The organism is Vibrio sp. V15_P4S5T153 (assembly GCF_963874485.1).
In the GTDB taxonomy this organism is placed as follows: Bacteria; Pseudomonadota; Gammaproteobacteria; order Enterobacterales; family Vibrionaceae; genus Vibrio; species Vibrio anguillarum.
This window is the reverse complement of record NZ_CAWNHR010000018.1, coordinates 26,514-45,412: the sequence shown is the minus strand read 5'-3', so window position 1 is coordinate 45,412 and position 18,899 is coordinate 26,514. Positions and strand designations below refer to the sequence as shown.

Here is an 18,899-nt window from a genome sequence, read left to right as displayed (position 1 = left end):
GGGCTTTTTTATTGGAGTGAAAGTATGACGACCATTACTGACGGCGTGAAGTTACAGGAAACCGCGCTGTTCAAAGCGACCCTGCGCAATCGCTCGTTTACCAACATGTTGACCGAAGATGCGCCGTAGAGTGTCACCAGTAATAAAAAAGGCAATGAGCAAACCTCACCCCATGCTCCCATTGTACGCTGCGCCGACTTAAGTAAATCGGCAGGGGATGAGGTAGAAATGCAGATTGTGCATGGTTTGACGAAAAAGCCGACCATGGGCGATCGCCGAATTGCCGGACGGGGTGAAAGTTTAGAGTTTGCGGACTTCTCACTGAAAATCAACCAAGGCCGCCATCAAGTGGATTCTGGCGGTAAGATGACGCAGCAAAAGACTCGCCATCCACTGCGTAAACTCACTCGAGCTTTACTGCCAGATTACGTGAATACGCTGCAAGATCAGGTTACGACAGTGCACCTTGCCGGAGCGCGGGGGGATTATGCGACCGATGACATCATTGTGCCTTTAGAAAGTGATACTGAGTTTGCCGAGATCATGGTCAATGATGTCTTGCCGCCAACGTATGATCGTCACTTCTTTGGGGGCGATGCAACCTCCTTTGAAGGGCTCGATGCGGCGGATATTTTCTCGATTGAAACATTGGATAATATCGGTCTCTACCTTGAAGAGATGCCTCATCCACTACAGCCAATCCGTTTTAATGACGACAAGATGGCGGGCGATGAGCCCTTCTATTTACTGAGTGTTACCCCACGTCAATGGAGTGACTTCTATACCTCAACCTCAGGTAAAGATTGGCAAAACCTCACTGCGAATGCGATTTCCCGCTCGCGTAACTTTAATCATCCGGTGTTTCGTGGCGATTGTCTGATGCGGGGCAATATCTTGGTGCGCAAATACAAAGGCATGCCAATCCGTTTTAATCCTGGTTCTGTTGTCTCGATTTCCAATAACGATAAAGCAGCCAGTGTGCGTCAAGTCAATGCGGCGACCACCATAGATCGCGCCATGTTACTGGGTGGGCAGGCGTTGGCATACGCGTGGGGAAAAACGCAAGGTGGCCAATCCTTCCGATATCACGAAGAAGATGTGGATGCGGGTAACCGTACCGAAGTCACGGTGTATTGGATGAATGGCTCCAAGAAAATTCGCTTTAAAGACAAAACGGGTCGCGTGAACGATCACGGGGTGATTGCGCTCGATACGGCTGTGAACCTGTAGTGGAGTAAACGTGAATGACTCATCGACAAAGTGAAACCTTTAACAACCGTGTCTACGTTGGGGCGCACGGCAATTTATCACTTGAAGAAGGAAAACTCAGTGCCAAAAACACGCCTATCGGCACGGTATTCGCTGTCTTGGAGCTGCCGATTGGTTTAAAGCTGACGGGGGTACGTCTGGTGACCAATGGGCTTGGAGCCTCGGTCAGCGTCGATATCAAAGTCAACGATATCGCCTTAGCGCTTGGGGAAGCGGTCGCCAATAAAGTCGCCAAGCAGATCCCGATCAAACCCGTGTACCTCAAAGAAAAGGGCATCCTGAACGTCACCATTAAAGGTGGTGTCGCCACAGGCGAGCTTCTCATCTTGCCGGAGTACGTCAACGTTGGGTATTAAGCCCAGCCACTGTAGAGAGGGAGGCAAGGAGCCTCCTTTGATTTTTGGGAGAGAGTGATGACGCATAAAATTGCTGTGGTCTATATCGGGCCTAAGCCAAAGAAAAAAGATACGGTCGCTGGCTCTAGGCTGGTGTTTCCGCGCCATAAGCCGGTGTTGGTTGAACAAGATTTGGCTTATCAGCTACTGGATTTTCCGAGCGTATGGATAACGGAAGAGGAGTTAGAGGATCATCTGAAGCTTCTTGATGAAAAGGCCCAAGCGATCGCTCATCAAAGGGCAGCGCAAGAAGTGATGCAAGCGGCTGAGCAAAAAGCGGCTTCCATGGTTGTCATGCTAAATGGTGAGGAGTTGGATCTCGATAAGCTCAACTCAGCCAAGTTAAAGACGCTGATCGCTGCTAATGAGCTCGATATAGCACCCAAAGGCGCGCAGGAAGAGGTGACAGAGTTTCGAGTAAGAGTGCGCGATTATCTGCGTCGCATGAGTGAAGAGAGTGAACCGGCAAACCTCGCGGAGTGATTATGGAAACCGTCGCTATCGAACAGTTTGTGCCTACCCTTCGGCAATTGGTCAATGTCGCACTTGCGCCATTACTGCACAGTGCTTTGCTGCAAGCTGGGCAAGAGTTTTGCCGAGAAAGTGGTCTTGTGCGCTATGAGCGTAAGCTTGAAGGTGTGAAGGCTGAGAATGTGATTGCGGTGGTCGGTAGTTCCGATTTGAACGAACCCGGCAAAGGCAGTTACTTGGCCAGTGAAGTTATGGCGGTTCTCGATAATGAAGGCGCGGCACTGATAAAGGGTGTGAACTACCGCCAAATGAACCGTGATGTGTTGATGTTCTTAACGGATTGTCAGCGTGTCTCGGTGCATTGTTCTGTTGAGCCGCAGCTTCACTCCAAAACCTTACCTAAAGTGCTTTTTGATGAGTATTGCCAAGCGGTCTGCTATGGCGCAGCGCATATTTTGATGTTGCAACCGGATAGCGATTGGCATAACCCGAAGCTGGGTAATGAGTATCGCGCATGGTTTATGGATGCGCTACGTAAAGCTAAGCGCTTTAGCCTCGAATCAGGTGAGGTTCAGTCGTTTTCTAATCCCATTCGTCAGCGAGAGTTTTTCTGATGCCTACCTCTATCAAAACCATCATTGACCGGATTTCGCGTGATCTGATCGATGCGAGTAATGTTCGTTGGTCGCGCCCTGAGCTTATCGATTTTTTGAATGATGCGATTGCGGCGATTGTGTTGCGGCGTCCAGACTTGACGCGCAAAACGGTGACGATCGATGTTGATAGCTTTACCGTGGGTTTACCTGTGGATTTATACAAGGTGTTGGCCGTCAATCATATCAATCTGATGGCGGCGCAGTACGTGGATATTAATAAGCTTAATCAGCTTTATCCGAACTGGCGCACAATGACCGGTGAGCCAACGTGCTGGACTCGTAATGAACTCGATGAAAAAACGCTGTTTTTGTTTCCTGCCCCTGAGTCTACCGCGACTGTTGAGATTGTGTATTCCAGCGCGATGAAGGTGGACGCCGAGAGTGATGATTTTCCGATCACTGAAATTTATGAAGGTGTGGTATCGGACTATGTGATGTACCGCGCCTACAACAAAGACAGTATGAACCCTTCTGATTCGCAGCGCGCTCAACTGCATTTGCAAGCCTTTGCGACGGCGCTGGGTGAGAAATCTTCATCCGATCAGTTCATTGTGCAGATGATTAAACAAAGCGAGGTGGCACGGTAATGAGTGAGCCTACGGTTCAAGATCTGGTTCAGAGCGTTGATGCGCAGACTAAAGTTGGAGCTGAATTATTAGAAAAGTACACTCAGGCACTTTTTGAACTCAAAAGCAATGTAGACGAATCCAATAAAATTATTGAAGTTGCTAGTCAACATGCTGAAAGTGCGTCTTTATCTGCTCAATTATCACAGCAAGCCCAATTAAAAACAGAAGAGCTAACGCATTTAGCATTGTGGAAAGAATATCGAGATAGCTCCGCTCAGAGTGCTGTAACTGCATCAAATGCTGCCGAAAACGCTCATCAATCACTTAATGAATCTCAACAGGTTTTCAATGTTTTTGACAGTCGATTTCTTGGTCCTAAAAATGAAGAGCCGACGCTGGATAATCAAGGAAAACCTTTAATAATAGGCGCGACATATTTTCATGATTACGGCAACAATGTAGGTGAGCAAAAGTTTTGGAATGGTCAGGCTTGGATAAGCCCTCAGAAAATTACAACAGATAATGCAGAAATCTCCAACCAATATGCACAAGTTGCAACTGACAATGCTGAAATGGCAATCATTGCTGCTGAAAAGACAGCTCAGGATGCTGTTGTTACACGCGAAGAACGGCACTTGGCACAGCAAGCGGCTCAGACGGCAACGCAAAAAGCCTCGCAGGCTGAGCAAGATGCGACCGTCACATCACAAGATCGAAGTGCGGTTTCGGCGGCAAAATTGAGCGTTGATGAAAATGCACAGCTTGTCTCTGAGAAATCTATGCTCGTTGAGCAGCTAGCATCGCAGACTGCGCAAAACGCGGAGGTCGCAACAGAGCAAGCTGTCATTGCCACAGAGCAAGCAAAGCGAGCTGAAAACTTAGTAGAGTCAGCGACAGGTGGGTCGTTACTCAAAGAAGCTAACTTATCTGATCTAGCTTCTGCAACCGATGCCCGAACAAACCTGAGTGTGTACAGTCAGCAGCAAGTGGATAATCGACTCGCAAAGAAAGTCGATACCCTTGCGCTCGAGTTAAGCGCAAGTACTTTTGCGTATGAAAACGGTAGGTTAACGCAGCAGGTAATTGAGCACGGTGACGGCCAAGAGGTTATCACTTACACGTATACGGACAACGTACTCACACAAACCATCAGCATAAGAAACGGTGCTACTAAGACAACCACCTATACATACACTGACGGGCGTTTAGTAAGCATAGGAGTAACAACCGAATGAGCTTAGAGCCAGTAATTCTTAACGAGGTACAGCGAAAAGCGGCTGAAACTCAGATAAAAATTGATACACAGACGCAAGCGGTAATTGCAGAAATCGCGGCTAAAGCTGACGAAATAAACGTACATGTAAGTGGTGCATCAAGTGGTGTAGCATCTCACATCACTCAAGAAACAGATAGAACACTAAGTGCAATCGACTCGCAAGCCACAGCAATTACAGCGGCAGTTGAAGTCAGTCGTGACGAAGTTAACTCGACTACTCAAACAGCTAAGAATGATGTGAAGTCACATGTAACTAGTGAAGCAAACAGAGTTATAGCAGCAGCTCAGTCGGGGGGCGATAAGTACGGTCATGAAGAAATCATTGGTGTCGTTAATTTAACTAGCAGAACTGTCAAATTATCAGCTCCGTTTATAATAACTCCTCCGTCATCAGATAGCTTCATCAGAATCACTTTACTTGAAACAAACTCCGGCATCGGTAAAAAAATCGACCTTGGACGTGGTGTTTTTAACTTTACGATAACTGACCGAGGGCAATCAAATAATTACCTATTCGGCGTTAATAATTCATTTAGAGTCGGCGGTAGAGCATACAGCAACTCCGCAAGCCTAGCTGCGAGCGATGCTATGAATCCCTTGCAGCATCTCGATGGAGCACTGGGACTCCCCGTTAAAATCTATGGATATTCAGATAGCAACAATTCAGTGGTCTACGTCGCTTATCAAATCATCAGAGTTAGGTAGAGGTTAGTATGTTAGAGATATGGCAAAACGAAACGTGGGTTGATGGAATACCTGCGCCGGGACAGCGTTGTCGAAAAGTAATAGCAACAACCGTTGGCAATGCTTATGAAGAGTTCATTTTTAGCAGCGAATCTGAGCTAGAAACAGACCTAACAATCTTAAAAGCTGAAAAAATTCTAGCAATCAAGGCAGAAGCTGAACGCAGAATTAATTTGCTTGAATGGCGTTTAGAGCGAGCTAGAGAGCGTGAAGCTCTTGGCATTGTAGGCTATGAAACGGTTACTGATATTTATCAGTTAAAGGAAGCTATTAGACAATGGTCTAATCAACGCGAAGTTGAATTGATGCGGCTTGAGTCCATCGAACAAGTGAGCGAGTTTACTTTTTAAAAAATCTATAACGAAACAGTCATAGGGAAGCAGCCATTAAATGGCTGCTTCCCTATTTTTTTAGGATGTGAATTATGCGCATTGAAATCGCTACGATGAAAGGCGAAATGCCTCGCCTTGAGCCACATTTGCTGCCTAATGAGGCAGCGGCCTTTGCGCTCAATTGTACTTATGAGCGCGGTGTGGTTGCACCGATGAAAAGTGATCTGGCGGATGTGCTATTGCCAATTGATTCGCCAAAAACGCTCTTTCTCTATGCGCATACGCATTGGTTTACGTTTTCTAAGCCGGTGAGTGTGATTGCCAATCCGATGGCGCAAGATCCTTATCAGCGGGTGTATTGGACTGGACAAGATAAGCCGAAAGTGACCGCGCAAGATATTGCTGTGACACAAGGGGTTATGCCTGCGGCGTGGTATGACTTGGGGGTGCCAAGACCTCTTGGTAAGCCGGTTGTGACGAAGGTGGATGCCTCGACCGGCGAGAATCCGCCAGAGGGTGAGTTACCCGCTTACGATGATGAAGATCGCCTATACATTCAAACCTATGTGACGCGATTTGGGGAAGAGGGCGCACCGGGTGAGGCGAGCCAATCGGTATTGATTGAAAAGCCGGGTTCAACAGTGACGATTCAGCTCGCGCCGCTCTCTGCGAATACCCACAATGTGACCCATACCCGCTTGTACCGTTCGGTGTCTTCCAGTGGTGAGGGGGATTTTTTATTGGTAGCGGAGCTGCCAATTAGTCAGACGCAATACATCGATGCTGCCCGTAATATCAATGGTCCTTCGCTTGAAACGTGGGAATACGATATGCCCGATGCTAATTTGCAAGGTTTGTGTGCAATGGCCAACGGGATTTGTGCGGGGTTTGCGGGAAATGAGGTGATGTTTTCCGAAGCCTATTTGCCCTATGCGTGGAGCAAGAGTAACCGTGGTATCACCGATGATGACATTGTGGCGATTGCGCCGATTGAAACCTCGTTAGTCGTGGCCACGAAGGGCAAGCCTTATCTCTTTTCCGGTGTGACGCCTAGCATGATCACAGGGATGCGTCTGAATATTGAGCAGGCTTGTGTGAGTGCAGCATCAATGGTGGTGATTAATGGTACGGCAATTTACGCCTCACCGGATGGCCTAGTGGCTATTTCGTCGTCGAATACGTTCGTGTTGTCTGATGCGATTATTGATCGAGTCACTTGGCAATCTTTCAAGCCTGAAACCATTAAGGCGTGGGCAGTGGAAGGGCAATACGTGGCGCAATGTGAAGGCGGCGGTTTTATTTTTGATTTGGTTAGCCAATCTTTTACGCGGATCAGTCATCGTTGGGCGGCGGCTTACCATTACTTGCACAAAGATGCACTGTATGTAGCGAAGGGCAAACAGCTTTCTCAGTGGCGTAATGGTTCTGATGTGATTGCTATGGAGTGGATGAGTAAGAAATTCATTGTACCGCACAGTGCGTTAGTGACTTGTGCGCGTATTCAATGCCCAGCGCCTGAATTGTTGGCGGTGAGCTTTATTGCCGATGATGTGGAGATTTACTCTTTGACGTTTGGTGAGCTAACTAATCAGCCAGTTCGTTTGCCGCCAGTGCGCGCTTTTCAGTGGCAAGTTAAAGTGACCGGTTCGGTGAAGGTTGAGCGGATTATTCTGGCGGATACGGTTTCGGAGTTGTACTGATGGCGGGCAATACTAAAAGTCCATTTCGAGCTGGGCGCTCTCTCGATGCGTTATATGAAAACGTTGAGATTTTAACAGGGCAGCGAGGCAATGGCCGTTATCGCGCTGTGACTGAAAAAGATGTGGCGGCGATTAAAGGCACGATGAATAAGGTTATCGTCGGCGGTGGGAGTAATGCCGGTGATAGTGTTGTTGAGCCGCCTCACGCGCCGAATAACGTTGAGGCGTTTGGCGGGTTCTCTGCCATTTTGGTGCAGTGGGATACTCCACGCTTTAAAGGCTTTGCGTATGCCGAGGTGTGGCGAGCGGGCACAAATGACTTTTCTCAAGCGGTATTGATAGCGACGACGCCTGCGAATGTGTTTTCTGATGTCGTCAATTTGGGTAGCCATTACTTCTATTGGGTGCGCTTTGTTAATACGAATGATTTAGCGGGTCCTTACCATGATGTGAATGGGGTCGCGGCGGAAACCTCACAAGATATTGCCGGTGTGGTGGATGAGTTAGCGGAGCAGTTAAAAAGCTCTGAGCTTATCCAACACATGCAAAAAGAGATTGATAATAAGGCCGCGCAAGATGCTCTCGATTCGCTTGATGAAGAATTGGCGGCGCTTGATAAGGAAATGGCGGAATCAGGTAAGCTGATTGGCCGTATCGAGACTATTTTGCAAAATGTCAGTCAGGTGCTGGCATTGCAGATTAAACAGCTTAATGCGGCTTATATTTCGAGAGACTTGGCGCAGACAGTTTCGACCAATGCCAAGATTGTTGAAGTCTCTAAAGTGTCGTCTGACGCGACTCAGGCGTTGGCACAGAAAATTTTGCGGTTAACCTCGGATTTTGAGACGGCAGATAAAACGACGAATGCTCTTTTGTCTGAGCTTCATCAAACGGTAGCAAATGCAAATTATGCAATGTCGGAGCGAGTCAATAATCTAGAAGCCAATGTTGACGGTGCAAAAGCATCGGTAGCAAATAACTCAAAAGCGATTGCTAAGATTAATAGCGATGGCAGTTCTGCATTCCAAGCGATGTGGTCGCTAAAAGCACAGGCGGGAAATATTAAAGCGGGGATTGGCTTAATTGCAAAGTCTGATGGTTCAAGTCAAATCGCTGTAAGTGCCAGTCAGTTTTTTGTCTACGATCCGAATAAGCCAAGTGCTCTTGTGCCTACTTTTTCTATTGATAAGGGGCGAGTAGTTATTCCAAAAGCATTAATTGAGAGTGCAACAATACAAATATTGCAAGCTCAAAGTATTGTTGCGGATGCGGTGAAAGCTGGAATTGAAATTTCATCTCCTATAATCAATACAGGTCAACTGCGAGGTGGTGATGCTGGATTCGGTATTGGGGGGGATTATGAGGGGTATCATACGTTCATTTATAACGATGGTACGTTAAAGACGAATCGACTCATTGTGCCAGAGGGCTACATCGGTAGCTTGCAGTTAGCAAGCGGTGCTGCAACTAGCGTACATAGTGCTGATACAAGAACATCAAATCGTGTGTTCTTAAATTTGAATACTAAGATTTCCGGCAGGGCAGTAATTACATTCAATTCTTTCGTCTGGCCGACTCACAACAGCGCTCCTAGCTCTTACGCTGCAACTTTTCGAGTTAAGCGTGTGAATGATGGTGCTGTCATTTATGAACGTAAACACTTATTACGTTCAGAGTTCTCATATTGTTTTACAGCGGCGTTATCTATTGATTCTTCATTCTTAGGATTGAATGCGGAGGTTATTACAGATCTCCCTACTTCGCCTAATTTTGGAGTTGAACTTTCTGTAATAACGCTCCTAAGTCTAAGGTAAGTGTTTGTATGTATATATACATCTACAATTTAGCGACAGGAAAGGTATTGCAAGTGACGTTTTCACTGGATTTTGAAGCAGAGCCGTACCAGAAATTTTTTGAATCTCTCGGCATATCTATCGGTTTTGCTCACTCTGAAATCAATGCCGAAGCACGTATTGTAAACGGAGAAGTCGTGTTTGATTTATAATCAATCTTACGATAAATGGCGTGATAGTTTATTGCCAATTATCCAATCTGCCGCTCAAAAAAACCAGCATGATTTTGTAGAGGATGTGGATCGCGCCTTGCTTTCGGGTAAGGCGTTTTTGTTTCTCTCAGAGGAGGGTTTTTTTGCTTTACGCCCTTTCGATGGCGATAAGGTATGTGTGGTGTTTGCGTGCTCATTTAGCCACGGTTGCACCGTAAAATATCAGCCGATCATTGAAACGTTAAGCCGTGCGATTGGCGCAAAGTATATTGAGTTTGAAACCGCGTTAGTCGGTGGGTTTGAGGCATTATGCGCCCGACTAGGGTATGTAAAAGTGGAACAAATCGGCAATGTAACTCGATGGCGAAAGGAGTTAGTTTAAATGGGTGGAAAAAAAGATAACGGGGTAAAAGAAACCGCCGCAGAAATTGCGGCATCGCAAGTTGCGGTAAAAGAGTGGAAGCTTTACAACAGTGAGTTAAAGGAGTTTGAAGATATCTTCATTAAGCGCGTCAATAACTTTAATTCAGACGCGAGCATGGGCGATGTTAAGCAGGCGGCAGACTTGAGCTATAACCGTGAGTACGGCAAAGCGCGAGAGGCGACCGCAGAGAACCTTGTGGCCTCCGGTGTTGATCCAAGTTCTGGCAAGTTTAATGCGACCTTAAGCAGCCTCGCCACTGACCAAACACTTGCTCAGGGTGATACGGCAAACCGCGCTCAGGTGAATGAGCAGGATAAGTATGTGGTGGGTAAGCAAGATGTGGTCGCAGTGGGTGCTGGCCAGAAAGCCGAGGGCTTGGTGGGCATGGAAGATACGGCGCGGCTCTCTTTGAAAAAAGCGACAGAGGATGCCGCTACGGCGTTTAATCGACGTAGCGCGAATGCTCAGGCTGTAGGGACGTTAGCGGGGATTGGAACCAGCATGTACATGAACCGTGCCAAGCCAGATACGAGCTTTGTGAATGTCGATACCAAGACGCTGAAAGGTCAGGCGGGCATGGATCATAACTATGTACTCAACAGAGGGTAAGCGATGAGTTCAGGAATTGCGGCAAATAATTTTGCCAATATTACTAATGCTATGTATCAAGACTGGTTAGAGCGATTTTATCCGCAGCAGAAGCAGCTTTTAGAGCAAACGCAAAACGGCGAGCTGCTTAAGCAACAGCTTGGTCGAGTGGATGAGAACTTTGCTAGCGCTCAAAAGAGTGCCACGCTGGCTAATGCTAACCAAATGGCGCGTTTTGGCGTTAAGGCGGAAGCAAACCCAAACGATCAAGCAAGGTTATCTCTAGCGAATGTCACCACGAAGAATAGCCTACGTGAGAATGAGCAAGAGCGTGCGATGAGTGTGCTCAGTGGCGGAGCGAAAGGTAAATTATCACAGCTTAGTGTGGGGTAGTTATGGGATACAGTTTATTGAGTTTGGGTGCGGATACCCGTAAACGTGCGCTGGCAGGAATGCAAGAGTCTGCCCAGCGTGAAGAGCAACGCGAGCAAGCCAATCAGAGCCTCAAGGAAGCGGAGCGTACCAAGCGTTTATCCAGTGTGACGACGGGAGCAGGCATGGGCATGATGGCGGGGATGCAAGCGGGTTCCGTCGGTGGTCCTATGGGCGCGGCGATTGGTGCAGCAGCAGGGTTAATTCTAGGGGAGCTTTTCTAATGCAGTTAGATACACGCAGCGCCATTGATGGTGCAATTCGCGGATTTCAGGTCGCAGAAGGTTACTACCAGCGTCAGGCGGATAATGAACGCCGTGATAAGCTTGATGCGCGAGAAGAGCAGCGCTATCAAGATGGTCAGGCTAGACTCTCCCAAATTGAAGCAAAAAATGATAAGCGTTATCAAGATGGTATTGAGTATCGTAATGCTCAGACGGAAAAGGAAGAGCAGCGTTATCAAGATAACCTGAAACGAGAAGGTGAGGATCGCGCTCAGCGTAATCGGTTACTGGACGTTCAGATTGATGCGCATAAGAGTGCCAAGGAACTGAGTCAGTACCAACTCAATCAGCAAAAGAAAATGACTTACATGCAGGAGAATTTGCCGCTTATCCAATCTGGCCTCAAGCGCTATATGGAAACCGGTGAACTTGATCCGTTATTTGAGCAGGAACACATTAAGGGCAGTGCTTACGACCCACGCCGATACACGCCTCGTGTCGTTCAGGCGGCTTTTGATATTGAATCAACCATGCCTAAAGTGCTTGATGGCTCAATTTCATACAAAGATTCGCAATTCACAAAATCGATGGGCGTGTTGCTTGAGCGCAATGTGAAGCAAGGGATTGGCGATAAAGATCCTGAATCGGGTAAGGTGATTAAGGATAAAGAGTATCTGCGTCATGATTTTGTTGCCGATATTGACCCAAATCGCGAAGGCGATCAGCCGGGTGTGGTGGTCGGTTTGAAAGTGACGTATGAGGACGGTACGACCAAAACCGCGCCAGTAACCGAAAGCCGTTTGGCAGGTAGCCAAGAGGCCATAAAAGTGATCCCGCTCGATGCGTTAATGAAAGACGTAACAGGCCAAATCCATATGGCTAAGCAGTTTTTTACCAATGATCACTACGCGAATTTGTTCAATGTGGGCGATGCTAAATCACGCACTGAGATCGATAAGCAGTGGCGTGAAGCAGTGACAGAGCTTGAAAAAGACCGTACTGCAGCGCTGAATGACTTGTTGGAACCCACACCAGAGCAAATTTCCGTGGTTAATGCTCGCTTTGATGAAAGAAAATCGATGATTAATCAAGTGTATGGACGATTAGGTGAGAATCAATCCAATCGTGAAGTCGGAAATGCCGCGCAGAAATGGGCAGGCGAAGACCCACAAAAGCGCCAATTCATCAATGAGCTCAGTCAATCCATGAATCTCACAGAACTGACACCCGAAGCGTTGGAGCATAACTATCAGCGAGTTCTGACAATAAAGGCGAATCACGAAGCCGAATTGAAGAAGCAGCAACAGTTAGAACGATTACGCCAAAGCCAGCAATCTCAAAAAATTTATGAGGATTCAGGGGGGTATGGTGCTGCTCAGCCAACCGACAATAGAGATGCGATGAAGTATGGCAGCCACAGTCTACTGAACCGCCATGAGTGGAATACTACGCCGAATGGAGAGTTGAAGTTTTAGAATTTCAGTTTTTTAAATTCAGGTTGCAGATTGAAGGATTATTAACTTTTAACATGATTGCACTTGGTTTCATAAAGGTTGTGTTAGTGACAACAGAAAAATAAAGATAACGAGAATAATGAGAGAAACGGACTAGATTGTTTAGTGAAGTGCTCGTTGCTACATACTGAAGCGAGTACAGCACAAAGTTTATCTTTTGGATAAACATAAAAACTTAAACGTCAAATGGAAAGGTAACTCTCATGGCATATGCACAATGGGTAACAATTACGATTTATGCAACCAACTATGATGTGACGCTGAAAAATGTGAGTCATTCTTGGGGCAAGTTTTATGACTCAAAACAGATCGGTGCTGCTGGTGGTAGCAAAGATAACGAATATGAGCCTAGTGCGATAGATGGACACATTATTGAAAGAGGCACATCGTTCTCGATTAATGCTTGTGGTCGCTCGGATGCGTCATCAGGTACAGAAGGCTCATTCGAACTATACGACGGTTCAACACATGTTGGGACTTATTCTTGGGATTGCCCTTGGGGAAGTAAAACAAACACTTCAACTTGGACGCCATCAGGCCCTCAGCCTCCATTGAATAAGTACATCACGTCTCAAACAGGCGCAAATTTAGACTCCGGCGCGCTCGGCACTGTCATCATTCAAACGACCAAAATTTAATACCGGACTTTTTAGTAATTGATAGAAAAAGCCCAAGCATCACATTAAGAAGGATGCTTGAGCTTATCGCACTTCCTCTCCGAAATTGAGACAACAAAACAAAGGCTTTTGTTGCTCACATTGATTTAATCTCATCTATGGCAACTCTTCTGAATAGTTATTTTCCAGCATGCCACTTCTTCACACTTTCTACTACATGTCGGGTTGTCCACGTGCAGTAAAAACAGGTTCAGTTACTCACTTAACCGAGTGATTTTTTGCCTGCTAAGCAAGATCTTGCTCAGCGTTGGGCAACTTTTTGCTTTGTTGATGGGGTTATTTCTATAACTTATTGATTTTGAATGGTGTGAAAGTTGGCATCCCACTTGCTCTTTCTATCGCGACGGTGCGCAGAGCGCGTTAACGCTTTCATTTATTTAATGATTTTTTAGAAAGGAAATAGCTATGCCAACTCCATGTTATATCTCTATCGAAGGCCAAACTCAGGGTCTTATCACTGCAGGTGCATGTACTGCTGACTCTATCGGCGATTCATTCGTTGAAGGCCATGAAGATGAGATGCTGGTTCAGCAGTTTGACCACGTAGTGACGGTACCGACGGACCCACAATCTGGCCAGCCGTCAGGTCAACGTGTACATAAACCGTTTAAATTTACAGTGTGCTTGAATAAATCTGTTCCACTTCTATACAACGCATTATCGTCTGGTGAAAAGTTGAAGTCTGTTGAGCTAAAGTGGTACCGCACCTCTATCGAAGGCAAACAAGAAAACTTCTTCACTACTAAGCTGGAAAACGCATCTATCGTAGACATCCACTGTGAAATGCCACACTGCCAAGACCCAGCAAAATCTGACTTTACTCAGAATGTGACTGTGTCTCTGTCTTACCGCAAAATCACTTGGGACCACGTTAATGCGGGCACGTCAGGCTCTGACGACTGGCGTAAACCAATCGAGGCGTAATCCTCATCTCAGCGTGAAGATTAGGTCAGACCAGCGTGGTTGGGAACAGCCTAGCTGGTCTTTATTTTCCATATAAAAAAGGCACAGTTGATGGCAAAGTTAACATTCACCCTAACCGTTGATGGATTACCTGAAGAAACATTTGTAGTTACAGGCTACCAAGGCAAAGAATCTCTCTCGGATTCACGTTTTGATGTTTCTCAAGCTTGTTATGGTTTTCGCTATAATATTGAGCTAGCCAGTCGGCAACCGAGTATAACAGCCCAACAAGTGGTGGATAAAGCTGGCCAACTGGTCATGAAATGTAACGGCGAGGCAGTGCAGTATGTCCACGGCATTGTTCGCCAATTCTCCCAAGGTGATATCGGCCATCACCATACCTCGTATTCACTTGTCTTAGTACCAGCCCTTGAGCGATTATCACTTCGCCACAATAGCCGTATTTTCCAATTCAAAACAGTTCAAGACATCATTAGCCAAATTTTGCAGGAAATGGGCGTCATAGACTTCAGTTTTGCGTTGAAAAGAACCCTTTCCCAGCGTGAGTTTTGTGTGCAATACCGAGAAAGTGACTTGGCATTTGTTCATCGCTTAGCGGCAGAAGAAGGTATCACCTATTACATTGAACAGGCTGATGGAAAGCACACAGTTATTTTTTTTGATGACAACACACTCATTTCTAAGTATTCGGGGCTTGTGCCTCACAACGGTCTATCTGGGGGACAAACCGACAATCCTTTTGTTTCTCAGTTTCTCATTGAACATCAGAGTGAGCCTAGCCATCTTACATTTAAAGATTACAGTTTTAAGAAGCCCAATTATGGCTTCTTACAAGAAAAAACAGGTTCCGATCTGAGCTTTCAACAAAGCAGTTATGAGTACTATGATTTCCCCGGTCGATATAAGGATGATGGTGCAGGGAGCGCTTTCAGCCAGCTTCGTCTAGAGTACTTACGTCGAGAGTCGAGTTTGGGGAGTGGAAAAAGTAATCATCCCGCTCTTCGGGCTGGTACGAAGTTTGATTTAAGTGACAACCTAGAGGCGAGCGCCAACCGTGATTGGGTCGTGGTTGAAGTGACTCACCAAGGTACACAACCTCAAGCTCTAGAAGAGGATGGAGGCCATGGAGCCACCACCTATTCAAACCAGTTTACCGTTATACCAGCTAATAAAACGTGGCGTGCAACACCTCAGCCGAAGCCACAGGTTGATGGCCCAATGATAGCGAAGGTGGTTGGCCCAGCAGGTGAAGAAATCTACTGTGACGAACATGGTCGAGTGAAAGTTCATTTCCCATGGGACAGAGAGAGTAAGCAGAACGAACATAGTTCATGTTGGGTTCGTGTATCTCAGGGCTGGGCTGGGGCTCAATATGGTTTTATGGCTATTCCACGTATTGGCCATGAGGTCATCGTGTCGTTTCTGCATGGCGACCCGGATCAGCCCATTATCACTGGCCGGACTTATCATGCGACGAATACCTCTCCATATCCGCTGCCCGCGAACAAAACCAGAACTGTCATTAGGACAGATACTCATCAGGGTGAGGGTTTTAACGAAATTCGATTTGAAGACCAAGCAGGCCAAGAAGAAATCTTTATTCATGCCCAAAAAGACCAAAACAATGTAGTTAACAATGATGAGACCACCAAAGTGGGGCATGATCGCAGTGAGAATGTCGGACACGATGAAACCATTACGATAGGAAACAATAGAACTGAAACTGTTGGTAATAATGAGACCATCACGATTGGTAACGACAGAACGGAAACCGTCGGGGGTAACGAGGTCGTAACGATCAAAGGGAATACTGCAGAAACCACTGCGATCGCCAAAGCTGAAACCGTGGGTGCCGCTAAAGCACTTACTATTGGAGCGGGCTACCAAGAAACGGTTGGGGCGTCAAAAAACGTCAGCGTTGGTCTGACCTACACAGAGCAGGTTGGTATATTGCGCCAGCTCATTGTGGGTGAACGCTATGAAGTGGTGTGCGGTGACAGCAAATTGGTGATGAATGCTGACGGTACCATCTTATTGACTGCAAAGAAAATCTCGATTTCGGGACAGGATAAAGTCGAAATTGATGCGAAGGTTGTTGAGGTAAACTAATGGAGCTAAAGAACCATACTCAGTTTACCGTGCAGCATTGGCTCACGCTTTCTCCTAAAGGGGCGAAGCTAGGTAACGTCCTTATCAAAGGGCAATTTAATATTCGTGTCGATGCCAGCAATTCCGTCACGCTGTCAGGTCCAATCCCTGCACCAATATTGGCGCAAGACACGTTTTTTGGAGAGCCTAATGAAAGTAGTGTAAGAGTTGAGTCTGATTTCTCTCCATTAAAACCGACAACAGACATTACAGCGAACGCCACAGCGTATGCGCCAAACCAAGTCCCTTTACCTCAATGGACTGCGGGCATTTATCTAGATGGCCTTCCTCCTGCAATGCTGAATGTGTACGGTCCTAGGCATTGGGAGCGAGTTCTGATGGTTCCCGTGTATTCAGAAGCTGAGCCGTGTACCCACGTGCCTATTCGTTTTGAAAACGCGTTTGGCGGTTATTGTGAAGCTACGGATACGGTCTCCGAGTTCAATCCTATCGGCAAAGGTTTATTGCCCGTTGGCGAGCCGCTCAAAAATCAAGATGTTCATCAACTTGAGTGGGCTGATCATCGTATCGACGAGACCCAGGCAAGAAAACCACAACCAGCGGCTGGCTTTGGGATCTGCCATCGAAGTTGGCAGCCGAGGCTCTCCTATGCAGGTACTTACGATAAAGTTTGGTTAGAGAATCATCATCCACTGTTACCGCAAGATTTTGATCGCAGACACTATCTCGCTGGTTGTGAAAGACTGCGTCCCAAGACCTTTCTTAAAGGGGGGGAGTCTATCACCTTTACTCACTTAGATCCCCATCATCCCGTGGTGGTTGTCACCGTCCCAGAGTACCAGTTTTTATGGGAAATTCAGTTGGCGGGAGGAGAAAAAGGGGTTGGACAGTGTCACCTAGATACCTTGCACTTTGATATCGAACAAGGGCTTCACAACGGTGTTTTGACCGCGATTTGGAAAGGTGTTTGGCCTGCGCAGGAGTTGCCTAAGAAGATAAGAGCGATTCAACTGCGTTCAAAAGGCGAGGAGAAAGCGAATGGCTAACCAATTTGCGGCTCGTAAAGACGGAGATTATAAAGTCATATCAATGGCGCCCGATGTGTGTTTAACCCCTATCGGGTCGAGCCAAGTTCCCGTCCCCTATCCGATTACGATTGCTTTAAACAGTTCCAATAATGAAAGCCAAAACGTTTACTTTAACGGTAACCCTGCCTTTATTTTGTCATCCGACAGTGTAAAAACCCAAGGGGATGAAGCAGGTACTGGTAAAGGGGTGAAATCGGGGACGAAAGGTGCCAAAGCAGAGCCTAAAGATCACTCGAGTTCATTTAAAGTGAATGGTAGCCCGGTTATTCGTGTTAACGATCAGTTTTACATGAACAACAAAAACACCATTGGCATACTGGTTCATTGCCCTCCACCACCTACAGACAATATTCAGGATGAGGGTGTCGTTGAGCCCATAGAGACAGAGGAACTGGATTTTTTTGAACAGTTAAACCAGCGCCTCGAGAATGCGTTAGAGACCGCGTCTAACAAACTAAACGAAGCGTACAACTATGCGGTTGAACTTGATGAGGAATACAAAATTGTTGCGCGCACGGAGGGGCTTGTAACCGGAGCTTTTGGGGTTGTTGAAATCGTCAGTGGTGCAGCGGCCATTATCTTCCCTGAGCCAGCAACGACAGCGGGAGGAGTTCTGCTGGTTGCAAATGGCAGCGATAATGCGTGGTCAGGTTTTAGTCAAGCTTGGTCAGGTGAATCACAACAAACATTGCTTGAGAAAGGTGTAGGTAAGGCTGCGAACATGATGGGTGTGCCAGAAGAAACGGCACAATTAGCCATGGCTGGTGCCGCGATACTCTCCAACCCAACTAAAATTGTAACGAAAGGCGATGACGTAATAGAAACCGCTTGGGATATTGGCAAAGCGCAAAAGAAAGTAGATAAAATAGACGCCCCCAAGAGCAGCAAGGCAACCTCAAATCAAGGGTCAAAAGAGAAAGACGCCTCACCCAAGAAAGAAGAGGGCTCTGACGGCGGAAAAGTCAAAGGTAGCAAAAAAGTGACCAAGCGGCGTGGAGACTGCGCTGAACATCTTGTGGAACAACATATGTTAGCAAAAGGCTACAAGAACCTGATGATAGGTGATAAAAAGGCCACAGATGTACTGACCAATGGCAGCGGCCATGGGCTTGATCACCTCATGTTGGATCAATCAGGTAATCTGGTAGTGGCAGAGACCAAATCTAATAAAGCAGGGCTGAGCAAGAACCAGAGAAAAGGAGGTTTAGAATATTTAAAACAACAGGTCAAACATATGCAAGAGGGACTAAAAGGAAAAGGGCGTTATAAGCAATTTAGTAATCAGCCTGGAGAAACGCGAAAGGAAATAAAAAAAACATTAAAGAGTATGAAAAAGGCTATTAGAGATGAGGCTGTAAAGTCTGAATATTATCAAGTGCCTCTAGAGCCAGATGACGATAAAGATAAGAAAGCCTATACACCGGTTAATGACAAAAAACGCTGCCGAGTGAAAAAGGGTAAAAATCTCGTAGAGAAAGAATGGTAACACATTGAGAATATAT

20 protein-coding genes and 1 pseudogene are annotated in these 18,899 nt (G+C 46.5%); all 21 read left to right on the top strand.

Annotated elements, in window-relative coordinates; genetic code table 11:
• The first annotated feature begins 24 nt into the window (after nt 1-24).
• The 21 genes and pseudogenes from AACT42_RS15735 (at nt 25) to AACT42_RS15635 (ending at nt 18,883) form a co-directional block, all read left to right on the top strand.
• Nucleotides 25-1,230, top strand: a pseudogene (locus AACT42_RS15735) (phage capsid family protein).
• 14 nt (nt 1,231-1,244) lie between these two features.
• Complete coding sequence (locus tag AACT42_RS15730) at nt 1,245-1,625, top strand: hypothetical protein (RefSeq protein WP_094133143.1); 381 nt, start codon at nt 1,245-1,247, stop codon at nt 1,623-1,625.
• A 57-nt stretch (nt 1,626-1,682) separates the two neighbouring features.
• On the top strand, nt 1,683-2,147 hold the full coding sequence (locus AACT42_RS15725; RefSeq protein ID WP_094133142.1) for a hypothetical protein: 465 nt from the start codon (nt 1,683-1,685) through the stop codon (nt 2,145-2,147).
• Between the two features lie 2 nt (nt 2,148-2,149).
• Nucleotides 2,150-2,749, top strand: a complete 600-nt coding sequence (locus AACT42_RS15720) for a hypothetical protein (RefSeq protein ID WP_094133141.1) — start codon at nt 2,150-2,152, stop codon at nt 2,747-2,749.
• Entirely contained in the window at nt 2,749-3,378 is a 630-nt protein-coding gene (locus AACT42_RS15715) for a phage adaptor protein (RefSeq protein ID WP_094133140.1), read from the top strand. Before AACT42_RS15720 ends, AACT42_RS15715 begins: the two co-directional genes overlap by 1 nt.
• Nucleotides 3,378-4,595 (top strand): hypothetical protein, encoded by a 1,218-nt coding sequence (locus tag AACT42_RS15710; protein WP_094133139.1) that lies wholly within the window; start codon nt 3,378-3,380, stop codon nt 4,593-4,595. Before AACT42_RS15715 ends, AACT42_RS15710 begins: the two co-directional genes overlap by 1 nt.
• Complete coding sequence (locus tag AACT42_RS15705; protein ID WP_094133138.1) at nt 4,592-5,341, top strand: hypothetical protein; 750 nt, start codon at nt 4,592-4,594, stop codon at nt 5,339-5,341. The genes AACT42_RS15710 and AACT42_RS15705 overlap by 4 nt, the downstream gene beginning before the upstream one ends.
• Before the next feature lie 8 nt (nt 5,342-5,349).
• Complete coding sequence (locus AACT42_RS15700) at nt 5,350-5,730, top strand: hypothetical protein (RefSeq protein WP_094133137.1); 381 nt, start codon at nt 5,350-5,352, stop codon at nt 5,728-5,730.
• A 74-nt stretch (nt 5,731-5,804) separates the two neighbouring features.
• Nucleotides 5,805-7,412: a hypothetical protein gene (locus AACT42_RS15695; protein ID WP_094133136.1), complete on the top strand. Its 1,608-nt coding sequence runs from the start codon at nt 5,805-5,807 to the stop codon at nt 7,410-7,412.
• The gene (locus AACT42_RS15690; protein ID WP_237666831.1) at nt 7,412-9,226 is read left to right on the top strand and encodes a phage tail tip fiber protein; all 1,815 of its coding nucleotides are present in this window, start codon (nt 7,412-7,414) and stop codon (nt 9,224-9,226) included. Before AACT42_RS15695 ends, AACT42_RS15690 begins: the two co-directional genes overlap by 1 nt.
• 8 nt (nt 9,227-9,234) lie before the next feature.
• Nucleotides 9,235-9,417, top strand: a complete 183-nt coding sequence (locus AACT42_RS15685; RefSeq protein ID WP_094133135.1) for a hypothetical protein — start codon at nt 9,235-9,237, stop codon at nt 9,415-9,417.
• Nucleotides 9,407-9,799 (top strand): hypothetical protein, encoded by a 393-nt coding sequence (locus tag AACT42_RS15680; RefSeq protein ID WP_094133134.1) that lies wholly within the window; start codon nt 9,407-9,409, stop codon nt 9,797-9,799. Before AACT42_RS15685 ends, AACT42_RS15680 begins: the two co-directional genes overlap by 11 nt.
• On the top strand, nt 9,800-10,450 hold the full coding sequence (locus AACT42_RS15675; RefSeq protein ID WP_094133133.1) for a hypothetical protein: 651 nt from the start codon (nt 9,800-9,802) through the stop codon (nt 10,448-10,450).
• 3 nt (nt 10,451-10,453) lie between these two features.
• Complete coding sequence (locus AACT42_RS15670; protein WP_094133132.1) at nt 10,454-10,822, top strand: hypothetical protein; 369 nt, start codon at nt 10,454-10,456, stop codon at nt 10,820-10,822.
• Nucleotides 10,823-10,824: 2 nt separating this feature from the next.
• The gene (locus AACT42_RS15665; RefSeq protein ID WP_032479232.1) at nt 10,825-11,085 is read left to right on the top strand and encodes a hypothetical protein; all 261 of its coding nucleotides are present in this window, start codon (nt 10,825-10,827) and stop codon (nt 11,083-11,085) included.
• Nucleotides 11,085-12,560, top strand: coding sequence for an ATPase (locus AACT42_RS15660; RefSeq protein WP_094133131.1), 1,476 nt, complete (start codon nt 11,085-11,087; stop codon nt 12,558-12,560). The genes AACT42_RS15665 and AACT42_RS15660 overlap by 1 nt, the downstream gene beginning before the upstream one ends.
• Before the next feature lie 242 nt (nt 12,561-12,802).
• Nucleotides 12,803-13,237, top strand: a complete 435-nt coding sequence (locus AACT42_RS15655; protein ID WP_000312686.1) for an aegerolysin family protein — start codon at nt 12,803-12,805, stop codon at nt 13,235-13,237.
• Nucleotides 13,238-13,681: 444 nt separating this feature from the next.
• Nucleotides 13,682-14,200 carry a type VI secretion system effector Hcp-2 gene (gene hcp-2, locus AACT42_RS15650; protein WP_001142950.1) on the top strand — a complete coding sequence of 173 codons (519 nt, stop codon included), beginning with the start codon at nt 13,682-13,684 and terminating at the stop codon, nt 14,198-14,200.
• A gap of 90 nt (nt 14,201-14,290) precedes the next feature.
• Nucleotides 14,291-16,309, top strand: coding sequence for a type VI secretion system Vgr family protein (locus AACT42_RS15645; protein WP_094183025.1), 2,019 nt, complete (start codon nt 14,291-14,293; stop codon nt 16,307-16,309).
• Entirely contained in the window at nt 16,309-17,355 is a 1,047-nt protein-coding gene (locus tag AACT42_RS15640) for a DUF2169 family type VI secretion system accessory protein (RefSeq protein WP_094133853.1), read from the top strand. The genes AACT42_RS15645 and AACT42_RS15640 overlap by 1 nt, the downstream gene beginning before the upstream one ends.
• Nucleotides 17,348-18,883, top strand: coding sequence for a PAAR-like domain-containing protein (locus AACT42_RS15635; RefSeq protein ID WP_254918671.1), 1,536 nt, complete (start codon nt 17,348-17,350; stop codon nt 18,881-18,883). Before AACT42_RS15640 ends, AACT42_RS15635 begins: the two co-directional genes overlap by 8 nt.
• Nucleotides 18,884-18,899 lie beyond the last annotated feature (16 nt).

Bases quoted from the DNA above. Each gene is read 5' to 3' on its own strand.
- AACT42_RS15730 (WP_094133143.1), top strand. From the start codon at position 1,245: ATGACTCATCGACAAAGTGAAACCTTTAACAACCGTGTCTACGTTGGG.
- AACT42_RS15700 (WP_094133137.1), top strand. From the start codon at position 5,350: ATGTTAGAGATATGGCAAAACGAAACGTGGGTTGATGGAATACCTGCG.
- AACT42_RS15665 (WP_032479232.1), top strand. From the start codon at position 10,825: ATGGGATACAGTTTATTGAGTTTGGGTGCGGATACCCGTAAACGTGCG.
- AACT42_RS15710 (WP_094133139.1), top strand. From the start codon at position 3,378: ATGAGTGAGCCTACGGTTCAAGATCTGGTTCAGAGCGTTGATGCGCAG.
- AACT42_RS15685 (WP_094133135.1), top strand. From the start codon at position 9,235: ATGTATATATACATCTACAATTTAGCGACAGGAAAGGTATTGCAAGTG.
- AACT42_RS15655 (WP_000312686.1), top strand. From the start codon at position 12,803: ATGGCATATGCACAATGGGTAACAATTACGATTTATGCAACCAACTAT.
- AACT42_RS15635 (WP_254918671.1), top strand. From the start codon at position 17,348: ATGGCTAACCAATTTGCGGCTCGTAAAGACGGAGATTATAAAGTCATA.
- AACT42_RS15720 (WP_094133141.1), top strand. From the start codon at position 2,150: ATGGAAACCGTCGCTATCGAACAGTTTGTGCCTACCCTTCGGCAATTG.
- AACT42_RS15660 (WP_094133131.1), top strand. From the start codon at position 11,085: ATGCAGTTAGATACACGCAGCGCCATTGATGGTGCAATTCGCGGATTT.
- AACT42_RS15715 (WP_094133140.1), top strand. From the start codon at position 2,749: ATGCCTACCTCTATCAAAACCATCATTGACCGGATTTCGCGTGATCTG.
- AACT42_RS15695 (WP_094133136.1), top strand. From the start codon at position 5,805: ATGCGCATTGAAATCGCTACGATGAAAGGCGAAATGCCTCGCCTTGAG.
- AACT42_RS15640 (WP_094133853.1), top strand. From the start codon at position 16,309: ATGGAGCTAAAGAACCATACTCAGTTTACCGTGCAGCATTGGCTCACG.
- AACT42_RS15670 (WP_094133132.1), top strand. From the start codon at position 10,454: ATGAGTTCAGGAATTGCGGCAAATAATTTTGCCAATATTACTAATGCT.
- AACT42_RS15725 (WP_094133142.1), top strand. From the start codon at position 1,683: ATGACGCATAAAATTGCTGTGGTCTATATCGGGCCTAAGCCAAAGAAA.
- AACT42_RS15675 (WP_094133133.1), top strand. From the start codon at position 9,800: ATGGGTGGAAAAAAAGATAACGGGGTAAAAGAAACCGCCGCAGAAATT.
- AACT42_RS15645 (WP_094183025.1), top strand. From the start codon at position 14,291: ATGGCAAAGTTAACATTCACCCTAACCGTTGATGGATTACCTGAAGAA.
- hcp-2 (WP_001142950.1), top strand. From the start codon at position 13,682: ATGCCAACTCCATGTTATATCTCTATCGAAGGCCAAACTCAGGGTCTT.
- AACT42_RS15690 (WP_237666831.1), top strand. From the start codon at position 7,412: ATGGCGGGCAATACTAAAAGTCCATTTCGAGCTGGGCGCTCTCTCGAT.
- AACT42_RS15705 (WP_094133138.1), top strand. From the start codon at position 4,592: ATGAGCTTAGAGCCAGTAATTCTTAACGAGGTACAGCGAAAAGCGGCT.